The following is a 22,106-nucleotide window of genomic DNA, read 5'->3' on the forward strand; positions in this document are numbered from 1 at the left end:
ATGACTGAATTCGTTCATCTCCGTTGCCACACGGAATACTCCTTAATAGACGGCCTGGTGCGCATCAAGCCCTTGGCTGGGACGTTGCGTGGCCAGGGTATGCCAGCGGTCGCGATGACAGACCAGACCAATTTCTTCGGTCTGATCAAATTTTACAATGCCATGATGGGGGCGGGGATCAAACCCATATTGGGCAGTGACCTGTGGTTGGAAAACCCAGACGAACCCGACCGACCCTTTCGTCTGCCCTTCTTATGTCAGAACCAAACCGGGTACAAGAACTTAATCGAATTGATCTCTCGGGCCTACCAAAAAAACCAGGACCTGCATCGAGCCATTGTTAAAAATGAATGGATAAAGGAGTTGAATGCCGGCTTGATCGTGCTTTCTGGGGCCAACTACGGTGATGTAGGGCAGGCGATTTTACGCGGCAATGCAGCCGTGGCAGAAAAGCGTGTGCAGTGGTGGAAAGACTGTTTTGGTGATCGTTACTATCTCGAACTGCAGCGTACAGGTCGTGCGGGTGACGACATCCATGTGACAGGAGCCATTGCTCTGGCCGGACGCCACGGTGTGCCTGTGGTGGCCACTAATGATGTGATGTTTTTGACGTCGGACGACTTTGAAGCGCACGAAACTCGTGTTTGTATCAACGAAGGTATGGCTCTGGATGACCCGCGCCGCGAGCACCGTTTTTCCGACCAGCAGTATCTGAAAACGGCTGATGAGATGGCTGAGCTGTTCACGGATGTCCCCAGTGCAATCAGCAACAGCGTGGAAATTGCCCGTCGCTGCTCGGTGGAAATCGAATTGGGTAAGTACTATTTACCAGACTACCCCATTCCAGAGAACTTGGCGGAAGATGCCTTTTTTACCGAGCATACGCCCTACGCTGTGATCGAAGAGCGGGTAAAAGCGGCCATGGCGGAAGCCTGGGCGGGGAGAGAAACGGAGGCAGAGTATCAAACTGCGCTCAAAACCGGCATCTTCTTTCATTTGGTGTCGTGGCAAGGACTGGAAGAGCGGTTGGCGATCAGTCACCGCACAGACGACCCCAATTATGAGAGCGAGCGCAAAGAGTACGTTGATCGTCTGAATTTTGAACTCGACATCATTATTCAGATGGGTTTCCCTGGTTACTTCTTGATCGTAATGGACTTTATTCAGTGGGCTAAAGACCACGATATCCCGGTAGGGCCTGGTCGTGGTTCCGGTGCTGGCTCACTGGTGGCCTATGCACAAAAGATCACCGACCTTGATCCATTGAAGTATGACTTGCTGTTCGAGCGCTTCTTGAACCCAGAGCGGGTATCCATGCCCGACTTTGACGTCGACTTCTGTATGGACAACCGTGATCAGGTTATTCAATACGTGGCGGACCACTACGGTCGTGATGCGGTGTCGCAGATCGTGACGTTCGGCACCTTGGCCGCTAAGGCGGTTGTGCGTGACGTGGCCCGAGTACAGGGTAAAAGCTACGGCTTAGCCGATAAAATATCCAAGCTGATACCGGGAACACCGGGCATGACCTTGGAAAAATCATTGGAGGAAGTGCCCGAGCTTAAGGCGTTCATTGATCAAGATGAAGAAGCCAGAGAGATCTGGGACATGGCGCGTAAACTGGAAGGTATTACTCGGCAAACCGGCAAGCACGCGGGCGGTGTCGTTATTGCCCCAACCCGTCTTACCGATTTCTCGCCGCTGCTCTGTGAGCCCGATGGCAGTGGTCTGGTCACGCAATACGACAAAAATGATGTGGAATCCGCCGGCTTGGTAAAGTTCGACTTCTTAGGGTTGCGAACGCTGACCATCATTAAATGGGCACTGGAAATCATTAATGCCCGGCGGGCACAGCATCAAGATGAGCCCATTGATATTGCGCATATTCCGTTAGACGACAAGGCGTCGTTTGACCTATTGAAGCAAGCGAAGACGACGGCTGTTTTCCAGTTGGAATCGCGCGGTATGAAGGCGCTGATCAAGAACATGCAGCCAGATACCTTGGAGGACATGATCGCCTTGGTGGCCCTGTTTCGCCCGGGGCCACTGGATTCAGGCATGGTTGAAAACTTCATCAACCGAAAGCATGGTCGTGAAGCGATTTCCTATCCCGATGCTACCTATCAGCATGAATCACTCAAGTCGATTCTGGAGCCGACCTACGGCATCATCGTGTACCAAGAACAGGTCATGCAGATTGCGCAAACGCTGGCTGGATATACTCTCGGTGGCGCCGACCTGTTGCGTCGCGCCATGGGTAAGAAGAAGCCGGAAGAAATGGCGAAGCAGCGGCAGACGTTCGCCGATGGTGCTGAGAGCAAGGGTATTGATGCCGATTTGGCCACCAAGATTTTTGACTTGGTAGAGAAGTTCGCCGGGTACGGCTTCAACAAATCGCACTCCGCTGCCTATGCCTTGGTGTCCTATCAAACGCTCTGGTTAAAGACGCATTACCCGGCTGCCTTTATGGCGGCGACCATGTCTTCGGAATTGGATAACACCGACAAGGTCGTAATCTTCCTTGAAGACTGCCGTGAGATGGGCGTGACCGTACTGCCACCGGACGTTAATGCTGGCGACTACATGTTCACCGTGAACGATAAGGACGAGGTGGTCTTTGGCCTTGGCGCAGTCAAGGGAGTGGGTGAGGGCCCGGTATCCGCCATTGTGGAAGGCCGTACGGACGGTCCATACAAAGACCTGTTCGATTTTTGTTCGCGGGTTAATTTGAAAAAAATGGGGCGGCGTGTGATCGAAGCGCTGATTAAGTCTGGAGCGCTAGATACCATTGGGCCGAGCCGTGCCATCCTGATGGCGGCCTTACCGGATGCCATCAAAGCCGCCGAGCAAACCACGGCCAATGCCGCAGCAGGCATGGTGGATTTGTTTGGCGATATTCAGTTGAACGATGAAGCGGACCCCTACCATGACTACCGCCATCTTATTGAATGGCCTATTAAAGAACGGCTGGCGGGGGAAAAAGACACGTTGGGGCTGTACCTTACCGGGCACCCGATTGACGAATATGAAGATGAAGTAAAGCGCATTGTGTCGGCGCGTTTGGCGGATATTCAGCCGCGCAAACAAGATATCCAAACCTTGGCCGGTTTGGTAATCGACATCCGCCGTATGAAAACCAAGGCAGGCAAGGATCTGATGTTCGTCACCTTGGATGACCGCACTGCGCGTATTGAGTTTGGTGTCTTTGATGATCAGGACGCCAACTGGGTTAGCCTCATTGAAGTAGGCCGAGTGATCTTTGTGCAGGCAGAGGTTACTTGGAATGAGTACCGCGAAGAGAACCGCGTCAAGGTGTCCGACGTCGTGGATGTGGCGCAGGCTCGTCAGCGCTTTGCCAAGGCTTTGGTGCTGCGCGTTGGTGCCGTAGCGGATCAGTCCATTAAGCAGCATTTGGAACAATTGCGCTCGGTCCTGACGCATGATGCAGCGGATACGCCCGCTGTGCCGCTGCATATTGCCTATCAGCGCACCGACGCGCGCGGCGAAATTCAGCTTGATGATAACTATAAAGCACCGTTAACCGATGAATGCATTTATCGCATGCGCCAGCTGTATGGCGTAGATGCGGTGGAAATGCGCTTTCATTGATGATTGGGGGTATTGGCCGCTGAGCGGTTACGCTGCGGGGTGTGCCTAGCCCCGACCACAGGTATTGTTTACTTAAATTCACAGCTCAATCATGAGCTTTCTGCTTGTTTCAATGCAGCCGAACGGCTAGGCTGCACACAGAACATTTTTAATGGGTTCGGGAGAAACATCTAAAAACTACTGTGCTTGCACTGGCGGATTTTTTAGACGTTTCTCAGACCTAGAAATTTAATGAGTGAGAGTGGGGACGCGCAATCCATGAATCCCAACTATCTTGATTTCGAACAGCCCATTGCGGAGCTGGAAGCCAAAATAGAAGAACTGCGACTGGTTGGTAATGATCATGACCTGAACATTACCGAAGAAGTTGATAAGCTGCGAAAGCAGGCAGTGAAACTGACGGAAAATATTTTTACGAACCTTTCCGCTTGGCAGGTATCCAAGTTGGCACGCCATCCGTTGCGTCCCAATTCTTTGGAATACTTTGCGCGTATCTTCACCGAATTTGATGAGATGCACGGCGATCGTCACTACGGTGATGACGGTGCAATCATTGGTGGTACGGCGCGCTTGGATGGTCGCCCAGTGATGGTGATCGGCCAGCAAAAAGGCCGCAGCGTGCAGGAAAAAGTGAAACGTAACTTCGGTTCGCCGCGCCCAGAAGGCTATCGTAAAGCATTGCGTTTGATGGAGTTTGCCGAGCGTTTCAAGTTGCCGGTAATGACCTTTATCGATACCGCCGGCGCTTATCCCGGGATAGGTGCAGAAGAACGCGGGCAGAGCGAAGCCATTGCCTATAACCTGCAGCGTATGTCGAGCCTAGAAGTGCCAATCATCTGTACCGTCATCGGTGAAGGTGGTTCTGGTGGTGCTTTGGCGATCGGCGTGGGCGATCATCTCAATATGCTGCAGTACTCTACCTATTCGGTCATTTCTCCAGAAGGCTGTGCATCGATCTTGTTCAAAACATCTGATCGGGCTGCTGACGCGGCGGAAGCCATGGGCATTACGGCCGATAAGTTGCACGCGTTGGGCTTGGTGGATACGGTGATACAAGAGCCTTTGGGTGGCGCTCACCGGGATCTGGATCTGACGGCAGCGAAGATCAAAAACAGCTTACTCAACACGCTGAGCACGTTAGAGCAACAGCCGATGCCGCAGATTTTAGACCAGCGTTATCGGCGCCTGATGTCTTATGGGAATTTTACTTAGAAACGACTGGGTGCGGGCTGGGTAGTGTTGAAATTTGCTTCGAAATGACCGCCTGCAATCAGCAGGCGGCACCGTTGACGCAAATTATGTTGCGCCAGATAGTCGCTTGTAACGTTTCTGAGTGCGCCTAATCGTAAGGTAAACAGAAGGGGGAGGGTGGTTTAATGACGTTGGCGCAGCGCCCTCCATTCCATGAATTCCTTCATCTCAGCGATGGTGTACTTGCCCTGCGGCACAAGTGCTACCTACAGGGTAAGGCGGCCATGGATCGCGTGCCCGCCTATTTATTCTCAATTGTTCATATTGCGTCCGATCAACTCATCGGCGAAATAGATCTGCGTTTAGAACCTACCGAATACTTGCAGCAATACGGCGGCCAAATGGGGTATCATATTGATACTGCGTACCGCGGCCATCGCTTTGCCGTCCGCGCTTGTTTATTACTTCAAGAGGTCGCCCATACGCATGGTATGACCGAACTCTGGATTACCTGTAACCCGGATAACCTAGCATCGCGTCGAACCTGTGAGCTCATTGGTGCTACCTACGTGAACAAAGTCAAAGTGCCCTTTGCCAGTGAACTGTATTGGCGTGGAGACCGTTTTAAATGCCGTTACCTCTGGGATCTGACTCAGCAGCATTATATGCCCGCCTAGATCATTTGGCGGCGGAGCGCGCGCCTCGTATCTGGGTCGGCTTGAGTGGCGGTGTTGATTCCTCAGTGCTGGCTGTGTTGGCGGCGCGACGCTGGCCGCAAAAAACCCATCTTGTACATGTTAATCATCATCTGCAGTCGCCTGCTGATGAATGGGCTCAGCATTGCCGTCAACTGGCTGAGCACTTAGCGGTGCCCATTGTCGTGAAAGACGTTGCCGTTAGTGCCAAGGGGGGCCCGGAAGGCGCGGCCCGCGATGCACGCTATGAGGCCTTTTGCGCCTGTTTGGCGGAAGGTGATCTGCTGTTATTGGCTCATCACGCCGATGATCAAATAGAAACCCTGTTCTACCGACTTCTGCGAGGTACAGGTGTTGACGGGCTGTCCGGCATGCCCGAGTGGCGCGCATTGGGCGTGGGTCAGCTTTGGCGGCCGTGGTTGGCGGAGCCGAGGGCGCGGGTCATTGCTGCAGCACAGGAACTTAAGCTTACTTGGATCGAAGACCCTAGTAATGACCAGATTGACGCCGATCGCAACTTCTTGCGGCAGCGGGTGCTGCCATTGCTGGAACAGCGCTGGCCACACTATCGAACTACGGTAGAGCGCGCGCGTCAAAATTTAGCGCAGACTGCGCAGAGAGAGCATCAATACTGGCGACGTGCGTTAACGGAATGCCTGGATGATGGCGCCTTGAATATCGCGTCGCTGGCGTCCTGGTCAGAGGCTGATCAGTTATCATTGTTGCGCGCGTGGCTGTTGGATCTCAAACCCAGCCAACAACAGTTGCTGACAGTTTGGCGTGAAGTTGTTGGTGCGGCTGCGGACGCACAACCGCAGGTGCAATTGGGTGCGACGTCTGTGCGGCGTTACCAACAAAAGCTCTACCGTGTGACGGATGCTGCCCTGATGCCGGAGGCACCATTGCCCTTGTCGTTAGGTAGCGTGTTGCGCCACCCTGGTGTTGGTGAGGTGGCGCTGATACCGCCTGAGCCCAACGTGCTGGGCTTGCCACTCAGTGCAGAAATAGCATCGCGCGGTGACCTCAGCATCCGTTTCAGATTAGGCGGTGAGCGCTTTAAGCCAGCAGGGCGCTCAGGCAGTCGTGACTTGAAGCGGCTAATGCAAGAATGGCGAGTTCCGCCGTGGCGGCGTGACCAATTGCCGTTGTTTTATGTCGGCGAGCGTTTGGCTGCCGTAGGGTGTACGGAGGCGCGTTCGGGTTGGTATGCCGATGAATTTCTGTCTGCGCCGATTGAGCCGGCGGGGATCTTGTGTTACCGTATCGTTCCATCTTGAGAGTGGATTGGTCGGCGCCGTTTTGAGCCACTTCTGCTCCAAAAAACCACAAATCATTTAACCCTTCCTTGCCTGATCCATGAGCACAGTCTGATGCGGTCGCTGGTGGGGTTTTTTGTTTTTACACCAAGATGGGCTACCTATGACTCGCTACATTTTCGTCACCGGCGGTGTTGTTTCTTCTCTCGGGAAGGGCATCGCTTCTGCTTCGCTTGCTGCTATTCTGGAAGCGCGCGGCCTCAACGTCACCATGCTCAAGCTGGACCCCTACATCAACGTCGATCCAGGTACCATGAGCCCATTTCAGCATGGCGAGGTCTTTGTGACGCACGACGGTGCCGAGACGGACTTGGATTTGGGGCACTATGAGCGCTTTATCCGCGCCAAAATGACCCAGAACAATAACTTCACCACCGGTCGCGTGTATCAACACGTGCTGAAGAAAGAGCGTCGCGGCGACTATTTAGGCGGCACGGTGCAGGTCATACCGCACATCACCGACGAAATTAAACGGCGTGTCATCGCTGGGGCAGGTAATGCCGATGTGGCGCTGGTGGAAGTTGGCGGTACAGTGGGTGATATCGAGTCTTTGCCTTTCCTTGAAGCCATCCGTCAGCTGAAAGTGGAGCTGGGTAGCCGCCGTGCCTTGTCGATGCACCTGACCTTAGTGCCCTATATCGCTACGGCCGGTGAGATCAAAACCAAGCCAACTCAGCACTCCGTAAAAGAACTACGTACCATCGGTTTGCAGCCCGACATACTGATCTGCCGCTCGGAAGTTGAAATTGACCGCAGTGCTCTGAAGAAGATTGCGTTGTTCACTAACGTGGAAGAGCGTGCCGTTATCCCTCTGCCCGATGCCAATACCATTTACCGTATTCCGCGCATGCTGTCTGACTGTGGTTTGGATGACATTGTGGTGGAGAAATTTGGTTTGGAATGCTCTGCAGCGGATCTCAGTGAGTGGGACGATGTGGCTGAGCGTAAATTAAACCCCGAAAAAGAAATCACCATTGCCATGGTCGGTAAGTACATGGAGTTGCTGGATGCCTACAAATCGCTCATCGAAGCCATTGATCACGCCGGCATTCGCAGTAAGACCAAGGTGAAAATCCGCTACATCGATTCCGAAAAGATTGAAGAGCAGGGCGTCGGCCTGTTAGAAGACGTCTCGGCCATTTTGGTGCCCGGTGGGTTTGGTTACCGTGGGGTTGAAGGCAAGATTGAAACCGTGCGCTACGCTCGCGAGAATAAGATCCCTTATCTGGGCATCTGCTTGGGTATGCAGGTGGCGGTTATAGAGTTTGCACGTCATGTTGCTGGTCTGGAAGGCGCCCATTCCACCGAGTTTGATCGTCAGAGTCGTCATCCAGTGGTCGGCTTGATCACGGAATGGATAGAGTCTGATGGACGCAAGGTCGAGCGTACGGAAGAGTCTGATCTGGGCGGCACCATGCGTTTGGGTGGGCAGGAATGCAAACTGACCGCTGACAGTCTGTCGGCGGAAGCCTACGGCAGTACCGATATTGTGGAGCGCCATCGTCATCGTTATGAAGTGAACGATCACTATGTGCCCCAGCTGGAGAAATACGGTTTGCGCATTGCAGGGCGCAGTGTGGATGGCAATCTGGTAGAAGTGGTTGAAGTGCCAGACCACCCATGGTTTGTGGCCTGCCAGTTCCATCCCGAGTTCACCAGCTCGCCACGTGATGGGCATGGTTTGTTCAGCGGTTTCATTGCGGCGGCCACCCAGTACGCCCTTGATAACAAGCAGTTGTAAGTGATGGTCGGACTGGGTGAGGAGGTATCACTCAGTCCGTCGATCTTCAGGGTGTTCTGCTGTCGTCGTAGTCATCACTTTTGTAATTAAACAACAATATGTTATAGCAGCCTCTATACTTTGCTGTCTTTTTGTAAGAAAATTACAGCAATAGAATAATAGGCAGTGCCGCTTCGGCATGCCGCCAGCAACCTGGAGAGTATCGAATGGCGATTATCGCAGATATCAAAGCACGGGAAGTTCTCGACTCACGTGGCAATCCTACCGTAGAAGCTGATGTTTACTTGAAATCCGGTGCCTTTGGCACAGCCTGCGCACCATCGGGCGCATCAACAGGCTCGCGCGAAGCGCTTGAGCTGCGCGACGGTGACAAATCACGTTACTTGGGCAAGGGCGTGAACAAAGCGGTTGAAAACATCAACACCGCTATCCGCACTGCTCTGGTTGGTCAAGACGCTGATCAGCGCGCCATTGATAAGATCATGATTGACCTGGACGGCACAGAAAACAAATCCAAGTTGGGCGCTAATGCTATCTTGGCTGTTTCTCTGGCGACCGCGAAAGCTGTTGCTGCTGAACGTGGCATCGAATTGTATGAATACATTGCTGAAGTTAACGGCACGCCGGGCAAATACAGCATGCCAGTACCTATGATGAACATCATCAACGGTGGCGAGCACGCCGATAACAACGTCGACATCCAAGAGTTCATGGTACAGCCCGTTGGTTTCTCTTCTTTTAAAGAAGCTCTGCGTTGTGGTGCGGAAATTTTCCACTCACTGAAAAAAGAGTTGTCGGCGCTGAACTTGAGCACTGCGGTTGGTGATGAGGGTGGTTTTGCGCCTGACTTAGAGTCTAACGAAGCGGCACTGGCGATCATCGGCAAAGCCATTGAATCCGCTGGTTATAAGCTGGGTGAGAACGTAACTCTGGCACTGGACTGTGCAGCCTCTGAGTTCTACAAAAACGGCAAGTACGATTTGGCCGGTGAAGGAAAGGTTTATGACTCGCGCGGCTTCTCTGAATTTCTGAAGTCCATGTGTGACAAGTACCCTATCGTTTCGATCGAAGATGGCTTGGATGAAAGCGATTGGGACGGCTGGAAAGTGCAGACTGAATTGCTGGGTGATCGCGTACAGTTGGTCGGTGACGATCTGTTCGTAACCAATACCAAAATCTTAAAAGAGGGTATTGATAAAGGGATTGCCAACTCTATCCTGATTAAGTTCAACCAAATTGGTTCGCTGACAGAAACGCTGGAAGCCATCAAAATGGCCAAAGATGCGGGTTACACTGTGGTCATCTCGCACCGTTCTGGTGAGACTGAAGACACTACTATCGCCGACTTAGCGGTGGGTACTGCAGCGGGTCAGATCAAGACAGGTTCTTTGTGCCGCTCTGACCGTGTATCAAAATACAATCGCTTACTGCGTATTGAAGAACAACTCGGTGAAAAAGCCGTGTACAATGGCCGCAAGGAAATCAAAGGTCAGGCGTAACCTGCGCATTGTCGATGCTGTAGAGCATGCATAAAAAAGGGGCCTTTGAGGCCCCTTTTTTATGACCATGGACGGTCGGTCTGCTGGCAACGCACGACGGCATGGACGCCGGAGGTAGAGCAATGCAGGAGCGATTGCCGAGGAGCGATTGCCGAGGAGCAGTCGCCAGAATTATGTAATAGGTATTCTTCAAGGTTAATTAATGAAAAACCTGGTGCTTGTGAGCCTGGTCATACTGCTGGTTTATCTACAAGGCCGCCTGTGGTTCGGTGATAACAGTGTGGCTGAAATTCGCTCGCTGCAAAGCCGTATCTCTCAGCTTGAGGCACAGAATAACGTACAACAGCAGGTCAATGATCAGTTGCGCGCTCAAGTACGCGCCATGAAAGACCAAACGGAACAAGATGCATTGATTGAGCAAGCGAGAGAGCGCTTGGGTTTGATTGCGCCTGGTGAAACGCTCTATCTTTTTGTCGATGAACAGCAGTAGGGACAAAGGCTTAATATGATTGAAGAGCAACCGCAATTCTGGGTGTTGATACCAGCGGCGGGGTCGGGCCAGCGTATGCAGTCCGATATCCCCAAACAGTACTTAGAGGTGGCCGGAAAAACGGTTTTGCAGCATACGGTCGATCGCTTGGCGAGTGCGAACGGTATTGCTGGCTTGGTGTTGGTGACTGCACCGGATGACCAGCGTGCCGAGATTATTATGCCGCAGACTATAGCCTGTCATCGGGCGGTTGGTGGGGCAACTCGGGCCGATACTGTGTTGTCCGGTGTGGAAAAAATCATTGCGCTGGTGGGCACCGAAGTGTGGGTACTGGTTCATGATGCTGCCCGACCCGGCGTGCGCCAAGCGGATGTCGAACAACTGATGGCCGTGTGCGCCGGTAGTGGCGAAGGCGGCATCCTGGCGCAGCCGGTACGTGACACAGTCAAGCAAGCGGCACGGGATATGACCATTAGTACTACCTTGCCGCGCGAAGAAATTTGGCTGGCGCAGACTCCGCAATGCTTTAAAGCTGGCTTATTGCGCAGCGCTTTGCAGCAGGCGATGGCATCTAGCGCTACCATCACGGATGAGGCGTCGGCGATGACCTTAGCGGGGTACGCTTGTCGCTTGGTTCCGGGGCATTGGCGCAACATGAAGTTGACTGAACCGGAAGACATGCCTTTGTTGGAGTGGATACTGAGCAATGAAGCCTGATATGCGTATTGGACATGGCTATGACGTACACCGCTTTTCCGATGATGAAACCGGTGGTGAGCAAAAGCTGGGTGGCGTGGCGATACCCGTCACCCATCGTTTGCTGGCACACTCCGATGGCGATGTCGTGTTGCATGCCCTTGCTGATGCCGTTTTGGGTGCCTTAGGGCGCGGCGATATCGGAGAGCATTTTCCCGATACTGATGCGGCGTGGTCTGGAGCCGATAGTGCAGAGCTGTTACGTACGGTTTGGAAATTTGCTGAACAGGCTGGGTTTGGTTTGGCTAATCTGGACCTGACCATTGTGGCTCAGGCACCGAAGCTCTCACCCTATAAGGCAGCGATGCGTGAGCGAATTGCTGGTTTACTCGGCGTCACCATAGATCAAGTGAATGTGAAAGCCACCACTACGGAGAAACTGGGCTTCGTCGGGCGGCGCGAGGGGATCGCTACCTACGCGGTGGTGTTGCTATGTCGTCACTGAGTGTTGCTGACCTACCGACGGCCAGTGGTGAGGTACTGTGTGGTGCTGTTATCCGTCGGGAACCTGCCGACTTCCAAGTCACGGAGATGTTGTCTCCGACGGAGCAAAATGAAGGCGAGCATCTTTGGCTCTGGGTTGAAAAAGCCGGCGCCAATACGCAGTGGGTGGCCACCGCACTGGCTGACCATTTCAAAGTAAGGCGGCGCGATGTTGCGTATGCCGGACTCAAGGATCGTCATGCGATCACTCGTCAGTGGTTCAGTGTCTGGCTGCCCGGAGGCCAGAAACGTGGCGATCCCGTGCTGCCAGAGCATGCCGAATACCAGGTTCTGACGTGGCGCTGGCAGGCCAAAAAAATTCGCCGCGGATTGCATGATGGGAACCGGTTCGATTTACTGTTGCGTGATGTAGATCTGTCTACAGCAATTTTAGAGCCAAGGCTGGCCGCAATAGCGGCCTCCGGTGTGCCGAATTACTATGGCCAACAACGTTTTGGTTATTCGTTTGACCCTCAGCCTGAGCGCATAACCTGGAGTGAAGATCGCTTTACTCGGGGCATGCAGTTGTCAGCAGTGCGCAGCTACCTATTCAATATGCAGCTGGCGGAGCGTGTCCTTGCAAACACCTGGCGTGTTGTCGATCTGCCAAGTTGGTTGTGTTGGCGGGGCTCGAACGCTGGCTTCATAGCCGAGCGTCTGGATGAGCGACTAGAAGGCTTGCTGGCGACCGGTGAATTGTCTCCCAGCGCATGGCTGCCCGGTCTGGTTGAGGATCCAAGATTAGCGGCACAGCCAAGCGAACTTACCAGTCTTGCGAGTCATCGGGTGTGGTTAGACCAATTAGAAGAGCGTCGTGTTCTCGCGGCGCGCCGGGCGACGATATTGCCCGTGCGTGGTTTAGCGCACGAGCTGAATGAGCAGGGCCTACAATTGACGTTTGAATTGCCTCCGGGTGCCTTCGCCACGACGGTGTTGAACGAATTGTTCGCAATAAAGGATGAGGCTCGTCTGGCGGCACAGACCAGCCTCGATGAAGATTAAGTGGGAAAAATTTGGTTATGAGCACAGCCCCCAACGCACTTCAGCTGGCTGGTATCGGTATGACGTCGGCGCGTGCCCGTCAGCGTATGATTGATCGGCTGGTGTCTCGTGGTATCTCCGACGAGGCGGTCTTGATGGTGATGGCCGCTGTGCCACGCCACATCTTTGTGGATGAAGCCTTGTCGCACCGTGCTTATGACGACACTACCTTGCCGATAGGGTACGGACAAACGCTGTCCAATAGTTACACGGTGGCACGTATGACGAGCCTGGTAAAAGAGTGTTCAGCGTTGGAGTCTGTACTAGAAATTGGCAGTGGTTCGGGTTATCAGACCTCTGTGCTGGCGCACCTGGCCAAGCAGGTCTGGTCAGTTGAACGCATTGCCGAACTGCAAGACCGGGCGCGTTCTCGTTGTCGCCTGTTGAGCCTGTCTAATGTGCGCTTTCGCGTCGCCGATGGTCACTGGGGCTGGGCGGAAAAAGGCCCTTATGATGCCATTGTGTGTACGGCGGCACCCGATGCCGTACCAAGCGCCTTGTTGGATCAGCTCAGCCCGGAAGGCGGTGTACTGGTCATTCCGGTGGGGGATCAACAACAACAGCGCCTTATGCGTTATCGGCGCTATGGTGATGACATTCAGTCTGAAGACGTAGAGGAAGCGTTTTTTGTGCCCTTAGTGAACACACAGGTACCGTTATGAAATCGATACCTAAAGGTTCAAAGTGGGTTGGTTGGGTAGCGCGCGGCTTCCTGATGGGAGTTGCCGACATGGTGCCTGGCGTTTCTGGCGGCACCATGGCTTTGATCACCGGTATTTATGACCGCTTGATTACAGCGCTGTCGAGACTTGATTTAACCGCGCTTGGCTTGCTGTGGCGCCGTGATATAGCGGCGGCTTGGCGCCATGTTGATGCGAACTTCTTGCTGTGTTTGCTCGGTGGCATCCTTATGGCTTTGGTGGTCATGAGTCATGTGGTCAGTTGGCTGTTGGTAAATGTCCCGGTGGCGCTGTGGGGCTTTTTTCTCGGCCTGCTCGCCGCCGCGTTACATGCCTTGTTGGCGGACGTCGTCTGGGGTAGGAAGACTGTCGTCGCAATGCTGGCGGGGACGCTGCTGGCGTTAACCACAGCATTCGCCTCTGGCGCGGCGCTTGAACCCATCCCTATTTGGTATTTTTTAGGCGGCATGGTGGCGATCAGCGCCATGATCTTGCCAGGTATCTCGGGCAGCTTGATATTGCTGTTACTGGGGTTATATCTGCCCGCCGTGGAAGCGATTCGGCAGTTTGATATTGGTGTGATATTGATAATCGGCAGTGGCTGTGCGACGGGCATACTTTTGTTTTCTCGCCTCTTGCGCTGGTTTATGACGCAGCATCGCATGTTGACCATGGCAGCCTTGTGTGGTGTTGTGCTGGGTGCCATGCCTAGGCTGTGGCCATGGCAAGGAGGAGAGGACCTAATTCAGTTGTCTTTGCGTTTGCCAGACAGTACAGCCTCATTGATTACAGGTACCATGGCTGTGGCTGTTGGTGTTTTGGTCTATGCTGGTATCAGATGGATGTTACGAAACAGTGATCAAGGTGTGTAAACAGCGTGAGACAGTATTTTTTAGACTTTTTGGTTCTATATGCTACTTTTCTTAACAACTTCAATTACAAAAAATAACATTTGTGAATGACTAATTTCTGGCCGGATGATCACAAGGTGTCAAAAAAAAGTAGCATTAATGCCTATGGCTGGATGCTAATGCGGACGCTTACACTCGTTTTTTTGTTAAGTGCCTACGGGTGTGTCAATAATGCCGCATTTATTGCCCTAGAGGATATCCCATCGCGGCCAGCGACGCAGACGAGCAGTGCTTCTCAGCCGAGTCGATCGACACCACCAAGTCAAACACAGCGCCCGGCAGCAACGCCCAATCAAAGTGCGATCGCGCAAGAAAGTCGACCCTCTACTTATCGTGTGCAAGCGGGTGATACACTCTATTCCATCTCCTTTCGGTATAACCTGGATTTCCGCCGAGTAGCGGCCGCTAACGATATTCCGCCGCCCTATACCATTGTGCCTGGGCAGGTTATTCGACTGACAGAAAGCAGTGTACCGACAACAGCGTCGGCGCCACCCAGTAGCAGCGCTCCACCAGCGACTACTGCACCACCCCGTCAAAGTTCTGCCTCTCCTAGTGCGCCGCCGCCGTCCGCCAGTATGCCAGTGACAAATTGGCGTTGGCCGGTAGAGGGGAATATAGTTCGAACGTTTTCGTCTGCTCCGTCTGGATCAAAGGGTATTGATATCAGTGCCCCTATGGGGGAATCTGTAGTTGCAGCAGCGGATGGACGAGTTGTTTATGCAGGAGATGGTTTAAGAGGTTATGGCAACCTGATCATTCTCGAGCATGCCGGACGAGTTTTAAGTGCTTATGCATTTGCCAGTGTGATAAAAGTCAGCGAGCAGCAACAAGTGAAGCAAGGTGACGTTATCGCAGAGGTTGGTGCCAGGGGTGACGAGCCTCTTTTGCACTTTGAAATTCGACAGGACGGTCGACCCGTAGATCCGCTCAGCTACCTTCCCAGACGATAGAATCGGGACTTCTGGGAAGTATAACTAAGGACTGACAGGCTTTGTCTGGCGGTAGTTTACGGACTGGGGGTGACATCATGGCAGCGACTGAAATTGTCAATGTGAGCAGAATAGCAACAAGTGCTGTTTTCTTGGATTCAGAGAGCGTCGATACAGAAGATGCGGTGCTGGAACTAGAAGGCATTGTTGACGAAGACAGAGACGATGCAAAAGAAGAGGAAGTTGACAGCACCCCGTCGTATCAAAAGACGCTGGATGCTACGCAACTCTATCTGAATGAAATTGGTTTCTCGCCGCTCCTAACCGCTGAAGAAGAAGTGCATTTTTCGCGCTTGGCGCAAAGTGGTGTGGAAAGTGGCCGTAAGCGTATGATTGAAAGTAATCTGCGTTTGGTCGTTAAAATCGCTCGCCGATACATTAATCGCGGTTTGCCTCTGCTGGACCTGATCGAAGAGGGCAACCTGGGACTGATTCGCGCCGTTGAGAAATTTGATCCGGAACGAGGTTTCCGTTTTTCCACCTATGCTACATGGTGGATCCGTCAAACGATCGAACGCGCGATCATGAACAATACCCGCACCATTAGACTACCTATTCACGTGGTGAAAGAGCTCAACGTCTATCTGCGTGCCGCGCGTGAGTTAGCGCAGACCCTTGACCATGAACCAACAGCAGAAGACATTGCCCGGTTGCTTGATAAACCCGTCGATGATGTTAAGCGCATGCTGGGGCTGAATGAGCGCGTTTCTTCAATAGATACGCCGATTGCCGCTAATTCAGACAAAACCTTATTAGAGACCATTGCTGACGACAATGTGGGCCTTGATCCTGAAGATACTTTGCAAGAAGACGACCTCAAAAGCAGCATTGATGGCTGGCTGGGTGAGTTGTCCGAGAAGCAGCGCGAAGTGGTTGTGCGACGCTTTGGTTTGCGGGGCCATGAGACCAATACATTGGAAGAAGTCGGCCGTGAGATTGGTTTGACGAGAGAGCGAGTACGGCAGATTCAGGTCGAAGCCTTGCGTCGCCTACGCGACATTATGGAAAAACACGGCTTATCTGCGAACGCCATATTCCACGAATAGTCGGCGATCGAATGTAAACTTGCTGTGTTTTACCTTGGCACCGGACTGCGCAGTGCCTAAGCTCGTAGTGAGAGTTTAATGAACTAGGAGAGCAATATGATAGTAGCCCTGCTTGTAGGCGTTGGGTTGGTGGCTCTAATGGCTAGTCGAATCGATTGGTCGTTCATTAATGAAGACCGTCCGGAACCCATTCGCATTAAAATTGACGAAGACAAACCACGACGAGATTAAGTCATTCGGCGTTGGAATAAAAAAAGCCCGTTTCAAAACGGGCTTTTTTGTATTTTAAAGGTCTGCTGGAAAGGGGTTTTAACAGCACCAAACCGAGCAAAGGTGCTCTTAAGCGTTCGCTTAGCGCTCCAGCTGGGCAAATTTCCCTGGCACGCCATTCCACTCTTCAGCGTCAGCCAGCGGGTCTTTCTTTTCAGTAATATTGGGCCACACTTCGGCTAACTCAGCGTTCAACTCGATGAACTGCTGCTGGTCTTCCGGCACTTCATCTTCAGACAAAATGGCTTCAGCGGGGCACTCCGGCTCACACAGAGCACAATCAATGCATTCATCCGGGTGAATCACCAAGAAATTAGGGCCTTCGTAGAAACAATCCACGGGGCATACTTCAACACAATCGGTGTATTTGCATTTAATACAATTGTCCAGAACTACAAATGCCATGTCGGCGACTCCCGTGTTGATGCCTCTCAATTAGGTTGCGTATTCTATTGACCTAGGCGCTCGCTCACAAGGTCAGAACCACTCTAATAACCAGTTTTTTAAGAACAATTAGTTATTTGTTAGTGCCAGTAATCTTAATCAGGCTTTGTTCTTCCATTCATACAACCATTCCAGCGCCTGTCGTGGTGTCATGTCATCCGGTACGAGATTTTGCAAGGCAACTAAGATCGGATGCTCAGGTTGAAAAAACAAATCGTGCTGTGTCGGCTCAGACACCCTTCGCCCAGCCTTTGGGTTGACCGAATTATCTTCCAAATCTCGCAACTTCTGCAGGGCGTTGTTCAGTACATCGCGCGGTACGCCAGCCAGCTTGGCTACCTGTATACCATAGCTCTGGCTAGCAGGGCCTGCCAGTACCTGATGCATAAAAATGATGTGATCGTCATGCTCGGCCGCGCTCAAGTGCAAATTGCCTACCCCAGTCAGTTGTTCGGTCATGGTGGTCAGTTCAAAGTAATGGGTTGCGAACAAACACAGTGATTTATTCTTGCCTGCAATGTGTTCTGCCGCTGACCATGCAATGGATAGACCGTCAAAGGTCGATGTGCCGCGGCCTACTTCATCCATCAATACCAAGCTGCGCTCGGTCGCATTGTTCAGGATGTTGGCTGTTTCCGTCATTTCCACCATAAACGTAGAGCGTCCGCCGGCGATATCGTCGCTGCTGCCCATGCGTGTGAAAATTCGATCGAGATCACCCACGATGGCTTTGTTGGCAGGTACGAAGGAGCCAATGTGAGCCAGAATGGCAATCAATGCATTCTGGCGCATAAAGGTCGATTTACCACCCATATTGGGACCCGTTACAATCCACATGTGGTGGTCGTGGTTCAGTAGCAAGTCATTGGGCACAAAGGGCTGATCAGACAGCGCCTGAACGACAGGATGACGCCCAGATTCGATGTGCAGTTCCGCTTGGTCAGTCAGGATCGGGCGCGACCAGTTCAGTTGGTCTGCTTGTTGGCAGAAACAGCACAGTACGTCGGCTTCAGCAATCGCCCGTGCCGCAGCCTGTAGGTCGTGCAGCCTCTCTAACAGCAGGTCGAGCAGTTCCTCGTACAGTTGTTTCTCGCGGGCTAGTGACCGGCTTTTACTGCTGAGGACGCGGTCTTCGTATTCCTTTAGCTCGTCGATGATATAGCGCTCGGCGTTCTTGAGTGTTTGCCGGCGAATATAGTGTGCAGGCACCCCCGCTGATTGCGCCTTACTGACTTCGATATAGAAACCATGCACGCGGTTATAGCCTACTTTGAGCGTTGATAGTCCTGTTTGCTCTCGTTCACGCGTCTCCACTCGAGTCAGAAGGTCACCCGCTCCCTGGCTCAGTTGGCGCAATTCATCCAAAGCTTGGTCGTAGCCATCACGAATCACACCGCCGTCGCGGAGCACCACGGGCGGGTTTTCTTCCAGCGCTGATAGTAAGGTGTCAGTCAGATCGCCAAAATCCACCAAAGCGTCGTTCAGGCGATCAGCCAGCGTATTATTGAGATCAGCCAGCAACGCTTTAGCCTGTGGTATCTGCTGCAAGCTGTCGCGCAGACGGGTCAGGTCACGAGGGCGTGCCGAGCGCAATGCTACACGCCCTAAAATTCGTTCGAGGTCACCTACCGGGGCAAGGGTATCGGCCAACTCGTCGGCACGTAACTGTTCGCGTAGAGCATCGTTGAAGTCGAGGCGGTCATTTAAAATCGACTGATCGCGCAAGGGGCGGCTCAGCCAACGCCGCAACAAACGTTTTCCCATGGCGGTGCGCGTGTGGTTAAGTACCCAGTTCAGGGTGAAGTCTTCGCCGCCTTGCAGATTGACATCAAGCTCTAAATTGCGCCGCGAGGCAGCGTCTAGCAGAATGGCATCGTTCGGCAGGTCGGCGGAAATACTTTGCAGGTGACGCAAATCAGAACGCTGTGTGGTGCGAGCGTATTCCAACAAGGCACCCGCACAATTGATGGCCGCCGTCATCTGATCAATACCAAAGCCTTGCAGATTCTTCACGCCAAAGTGTTCAAGTAACAGTGTACGACAGGTTTGGGCTTCAAAGTGCCAAGGTGGCAGCTGACGGATGCCGGTAAAGCCGTCGAGCAGATTCCCCCAGTCGGCGTCCTCGTCGATCAGTAGCTCGGCCGGTCGGAGGCGCTGCAATTCAGCCATGGCTGCAGGAATAGAGTCGACCTCCAGCACCCCGAAGCGGCTGGTGCTGATGTCGAGATAAGCGACCCCCACTTTGTTGCCATTGCCCGGGCGGTGCCACAGGGCCACGAGCTGGTTGTCTTGTCCTTCGGCCAGGAAGGCCTCATCGGTTAGGGTGCCAGGAGTGATCACCCGCATTACTTCGCGCTGAACTGGCCCTTTACTGGCACCGGGCTCGCTGGTCTGTTCGCAAATGGCGACAGTGCGGCCCAATTTGACCAATTTCGCAATGTAGCCTTCGGCTGCATGATAGGGTATGCCCGCCATGGGGATGGGTTTGCCACCGCTTTGTCCGCGTGCGGTCAGCGTGATATCCAGCAACTGCGAGGCCTGTCGTGCATCATCATGAAACAGTTCGTAGAAGTCCCCCATGCGGTAAAAAAGTAGGTCGTGGGGGTGCTGCGCTTTGATGCCTAAATATTGTTGCATCATTGGCGTGTGTTCGTTGGCTGCCAAGGCGAATTCCATTTAAAGTGTGCATTTGATGAAGGCGCTATGGTAACAGAGGAAAGCGACGATGAAAGTCCCCAGTGATCACGACTTACAGGAAATGGCCGGACAGGTTGCGGAGGCATTGATGCGCGTGGGCGGCAGGATGGCAACCGCAGAGTCTTGTACGGGCGGTTGGATTGCCAAGGTGTGTACCGATGTAGCGGGCTGCTCGGATTGGTTCAATGGCAGCCTAGTAACTTACAATAACGCTGCTAAAGAGCACTTGGCGGGCGTCAGTACAGCGCTCCTGCAAGAGCACGGTGCTGTGAGCGAGCCCGTTGTGTTGGCGATGGCAGAAGGGGCCGTGCAGGCACTAGATGCACAGTGGGGTGCTGCCGTGAGCGGTATTGCCGGACCGACGGGCGGCAGTGTGGGAAAACCTGTCGGTACCGTATGGATTGCCTGGGGTAGCGCCGGAAATATGCAGGCAGAACGCCATATTTTCATCGGCGATCGCGATACGGTGCGGCGTCACTCTGTTGCTGTGGCCTTACACAATCTATTGAAAACACTGCAATTACAGTGATGTCGAATTGATCTTTCGTAAGGCTTTTCATTGCACAATGATTGTGGCAATATACTGATTATATATACAGTACTTGCTGATTTGGGCTGTGTGATTCCATTACCCAGTCAGCGGGTCAATACCGATCGAATACAGGAAGCAGGAAAATGACTGAGAATCGTAGCAAAGCACTTGAAGCAGCATTAGGACAGATTGAACGGCAGTTCGGGAAAGGCTCTGTGATGCGCCTCGGTGATGCGGGTCGAGTCAAGATTCCTGCTATTTCCACTGGCTCTTTGGGGTTGGATATAGCTTTGGGGATTGGCGGTCTGCCGAAAGGCCGTGTGGTAGAAATCTACGGCCCTGAATCGTCGGGTAAAACCACGTTGACCCTGCAGGTCATCGCCGAAGCGCAAAAAAGTGGCGGCACCTGTGCCTTTATCGATGCCGAGCACGCATTGGACCCTATTTACGCTGCTAAACTGGGTGTGAATGTGGATGACCTGCTGGTGTCGCAGCCTGATACGGGTGAGCAGGCACTTGAGATTGCCGACATGTTGGTACGGTCTAATGCCGTCGACGTCGTGATCATTGACTCTGTGGCGGCTTTGACGCCTAAAGCAGAAATTGAAGGTGACATGGGTGATACCCATGTTGGTCTGCAGGCGCGCTTGATGTCGCAGGCGCTGCGTAAAATTACTGGTAACATTAAGAACGCCAACTGCTTGGTGGTGTTTATCAACCAGATCCGTATGAAGATTGGTGTGATGTTTGGTTCGCCGGAAACCACCACCGGTGGTAACGCCCTTAAATTCTACTCCTCTGTGCGCTTGGATATTCGCCGTATCGGCACGGTGAAAGAAGGCGAGGAAGTCATCGGTAGTGAAACACGGGTGAAGGTGGTTAAGAACAAGGTCGCGCCACCGTTTAAGCAGGCTGAGTTCCAGATTATCTACAACAAGGGTATTTATCGGTTGGGTGAAGTGATCGACTTAGGCGTGAAGATTGGCTTGGTTGATAAGGCCGGTGCTTGGTACAGCTATAAGGGCGATAAAATTGGCCAGGGTAAAGCGAATGCAGCCAAGTTCCTTGAAGAGAACCCCGCAATGGCAGAGGAAATTGAAGGCTTAATTCGTAAGCACTTTATGGCGGACCCTGAAGAGGCGGCTCCAGAGGCAGACGAAGCAGCGAAGCCCTTGAGCAAAGCGGCTGCCGCTAAGGCAGCAAAGCTGGCGCAGGAAGAGAAAGCCTCGGCAGACGCGGAAGATTTCGAATAAGTTATGCAGCGCACCCCTCGTAATGTCGCGCTGGATGCCCTGGCGCGCCGCGAACACAGCGTCCGTGAGTTGATGGAGCGCCTGCATAAGGCGTTTCCGGAACAGGACGCTGATGCCTTTTTGCCGGTGATTGAGCGCCTGCAAGAGGATGGGCTGCAGAGTGACGAACGCTTTGCTGAGGCCTATGTGCGCATGCGCGTTAATAAGGGTCATGGCAGCGTGAAGATTGCGCATGAGTTGTTACAGCGCGGTATTGATGAGTCATTGGCTCAGCGCAGTCTGTCTGGTTGCAATTGGTTCGAGTTAGGCATGGCAGCACTGCTTAAAAAATTCGGCCACAGTGTACCCGTGGATATTGAAGAAAAAGCACGTATGGCCAGATTTCTGCAACAGCGGGGATTTGCCTACGGACTTGTAGACGAAATCCTTTCCTGATCCTAGATACTCCCGCTAGCCCCTT

General features: G+C 53.0%; 20 protein-coding genes. 18 read left to right on the forward strand and 2 right to left on the reverse strand.

The window, feature by feature from the left end:
* The 15 genes from dnaE (at position 1) to NFC81_RS05435 (ending at position 16,681) form a co-directional block, all read left to right on the forward strand.
* Positions 1–3,609, forward strand: a complete 3,609-nt coding sequence (gene dnaE, locus NFC81_RS05365; protein WP_304996508.1) for a DNA polymerase III subunit alpha — start codon at positions 1–3, stop codon at positions 3,607–3,609.
* Between the two features lie 258 nt (positions 3,610–3,867).
* A complete protein-coding gene (gene accA, locus NFC81_RS05370) occupies positions 3,868–4,821 on the forward strand; it encodes an acetyl-CoA carboxylase carboxyl transferase subunit alpha (RefSeq protein ID WP_304996509.1) in 954 nt (317 codons plus the stop codon).
* A gap of 164 nt (positions 4,822–4,985) precedes the next feature.
* Positions 4,986–5,477 (forward strand): GNAT family N-acetyltransferase, encoded by a 492-nt coding sequence (locus NFC81_RS05375; RefSeq protein ID WP_304996510.1) that lies wholly within the window; start codon positions 4,986–4,988, stop codon positions 5,475–5,477.
* Positions 5,429–6,772 (forward strand): tRNA lysidine(34) synthetase TilS, encoded by a 1,344-nt coding sequence (tilS, locus tag NFC81_RS05380; RefSeq protein WP_304996511.1) that lies wholly within the window; start codon positions 5,429–5,431, stop codon positions 6,770–6,772. Before NFC81_RS05375 ends, tilS begins: the two co-directional genes overlap by 49 nt.
* 142 nt (positions 6,773–6,914) lie before the next feature.
* Positions 6,915–8,552, forward strand: a complete 1,638-nt coding sequence (locus NFC81_RS05385) for a CTP synthase (protein ID WP_304996512.1) — start codon at positions 6,915–6,917, stop codon at positions 8,550–8,552.
* A 206-nt stretch (positions 8,553–8,758) separates the two neighbouring features.
* Positions 8,759–10,051, forward strand: coding sequence for a phosphopyruvate hydratase (eno, locus tag NFC81_RS05390; RefSeq protein WP_304996513.1), 1,293 nt, complete (start codon positions 8,759–8,761; stop codon positions 10,049–10,051).
* A gap of 202 nt (positions 10,052–10,253) precedes the next feature.
* Positions 10,254–10,541 (forward strand): septum formation initiator family protein, encoded by a 288-nt coding sequence (locus NFC81_RS05395; RefSeq protein ID WP_304996514.1) that lies wholly within the window; start codon positions 10,254–10,256, stop codon positions 10,539–10,541.
* Between the two features lie 15 nt (positions 10,542–10,556).
* Positions 10,557–11,258 (forward strand): 2-C-methyl-D-erythritol 4-phosphate cytidylyltransferase, encoded by a 702-nt coding sequence (gene ispD / locus NFC81_RS05400; RefSeq protein WP_304996515.1) that lies wholly within the window; start codon positions 10,557–10,559, stop codon positions 11,256–11,258.
* 1 nt (position 11,259) lies between these two features.
* Positions 11,260–11,742 (forward strand): 2-C-methyl-D-erythritol 2,4-cyclodiphosphate synthase, encoded by a 483-nt coding sequence (ispF, locus tag NFC81_RS05405; protein ID WP_370529903.1) that lies wholly within the window; start codon positions 11,260–11,262, stop codon positions 11,740–11,742.
* Positions 11,730–12,782, forward strand: a complete 1,053-nt coding sequence (gene truD / locus NFC81_RS05410; protein ID WP_304996517.1) for a tRNA pseudouridine(13) synthase TruD — start codon at positions 11,730–11,732, stop codon at positions 12,780–12,782. Before ispF ends, truD begins: the two co-directional genes overlap by 13 nt.
* Positions 12,783–12,799: 17 nt before the next feature.
* Complete coding sequence (locus NFC81_RS05415; RefSeq protein WP_304996518.1) at positions 12,800–13,483, forward strand: protein-L-isoaspartate(D-aspartate) O-methyltransferase; 684 nt, start codon at positions 12,800–12,802, stop codon at positions 13,481–13,483.
* Positions 13,480–14,373 (forward strand): DUF368 domain-containing protein, encoded by an 894-nt coding sequence (locus NFC81_RS05420; RefSeq protein WP_304996519.1) that lies wholly within the window; start codon positions 13,480–13,482, stop codon positions 14,371–14,373. Before NFC81_RS05415 ends, NFC81_RS05420 begins: the two co-directional genes overlap by 4 nt.
* Before the next feature lie 158 nt (positions 14,374–14,531).
* Entirely contained in the window at positions 14,532–15,365 is an 834-nt protein-coding gene (locus tag NFC81_RS15975; RefSeq protein WP_370529904.1) for a peptidoglycan DD-metalloendopeptidase family protein, read from the forward strand.
* 77 nt (positions 15,366–15,442) lie between these two features.
* Positions 15,443–16,450 carry an RNA polymerase sigma factor RpoS gene (rpoS, locus tag NFC81_RS05430; RefSeq protein WP_304996521.1) on the forward strand — a complete coding sequence of 336 codons (1,008 nt, stop codon included), beginning with the start codon at positions 15,443–15,445 and terminating at the stop codon, positions 16,448–16,450.
* 96 nt (positions 16,451–16,546) lie between these two features.
* Positions 16,547–16,681, forward strand: coding sequence for a hypothetical protein (locus NFC81_RS05435; RefSeq protein WP_304996522.1), 135 nt, complete (start codon positions 16,547–16,549; stop codon positions 16,679–16,681).
* 120 nt (positions 16,682–16,801) lie between these two features.
* On the opposite strand, the gene fdxA is transcribed toward NFC81_RS05435, so the two are convergent.
* Positions 16,802–17,125, reverse strand: a complete 324-nt coding sequence (gene fdxA / locus NFC81_RS05440; RefSeq protein ID WP_304996523.1) for a ferredoxin FdxA — start codon at positions 17,123–17,125, stop codon at positions 16,802–16,804.
* 138 nt (positions 17,126–17,263) lie between these two features.
* On the reverse strand, positions 17,264–19,840 hold the full coding sequence (mutS, locus tag NFC81_RS05445; protein ID WP_304996524.1) for a DNA mismatch repair protein MutS: 2,577 nt from the start codon (positions 19,838–19,840) through the stop codon (positions 17,264–17,266).
* A 49-nt stretch (positions 19,841–19,889) separates the two neighbouring features.
* Between mutS and NFC81_RS05450 the strand changes: the two genes are divergently transcribed.
* From NFC81_RS05450 to NFC81_RS05460, 3 genes are all read left to right on the forward strand, one after another.
* Positions 19,890–20,390, forward strand: coding sequence for a CinA family protein (locus NFC81_RS05450; protein ID WP_304996525.1), 501 nt, complete (start codon positions 19,890–19,892; stop codon positions 20,388–20,390).
* Positions 20,391–20,536: 146 nt separating this feature from the next.
* The gene (gene recA, locus NFC81_RS05455; protein ID WP_304996526.1) at positions 20,537–21,646 is read left to right on the forward strand and encodes a recombinase RecA; all 1,110 of its coding nucleotides are present in this window, start codon (positions 20,537–20,539) and stop codon (positions 21,644–21,646) included.
* Between the two features lie 3 nt (positions 21,647–21,649).
* Positions 21,650–22,081: a regulatory protein RecX gene (locus tag NFC81_RS05460; RefSeq protein WP_304996527.1), complete on the forward strand. Its 432-nt coding sequence runs from the start codon at positions 21,650–21,652 to the stop codon at positions 22,079–22,081.
* Positions 22,082–22,106 lie beyond the last annotated feature (25 nt).

The sequence above is a fragment of the Salinispirillum sp. LH 10-3-1 genome, assembly GCF_030643825.1.
In the GTDB taxonomy this organism is placed as follows: domain Bacteria; phylum Pseudomonadota; class Gammaproteobacteria; order Pseudomonadales; family Natronospirillaceae; genus Salinispirillum.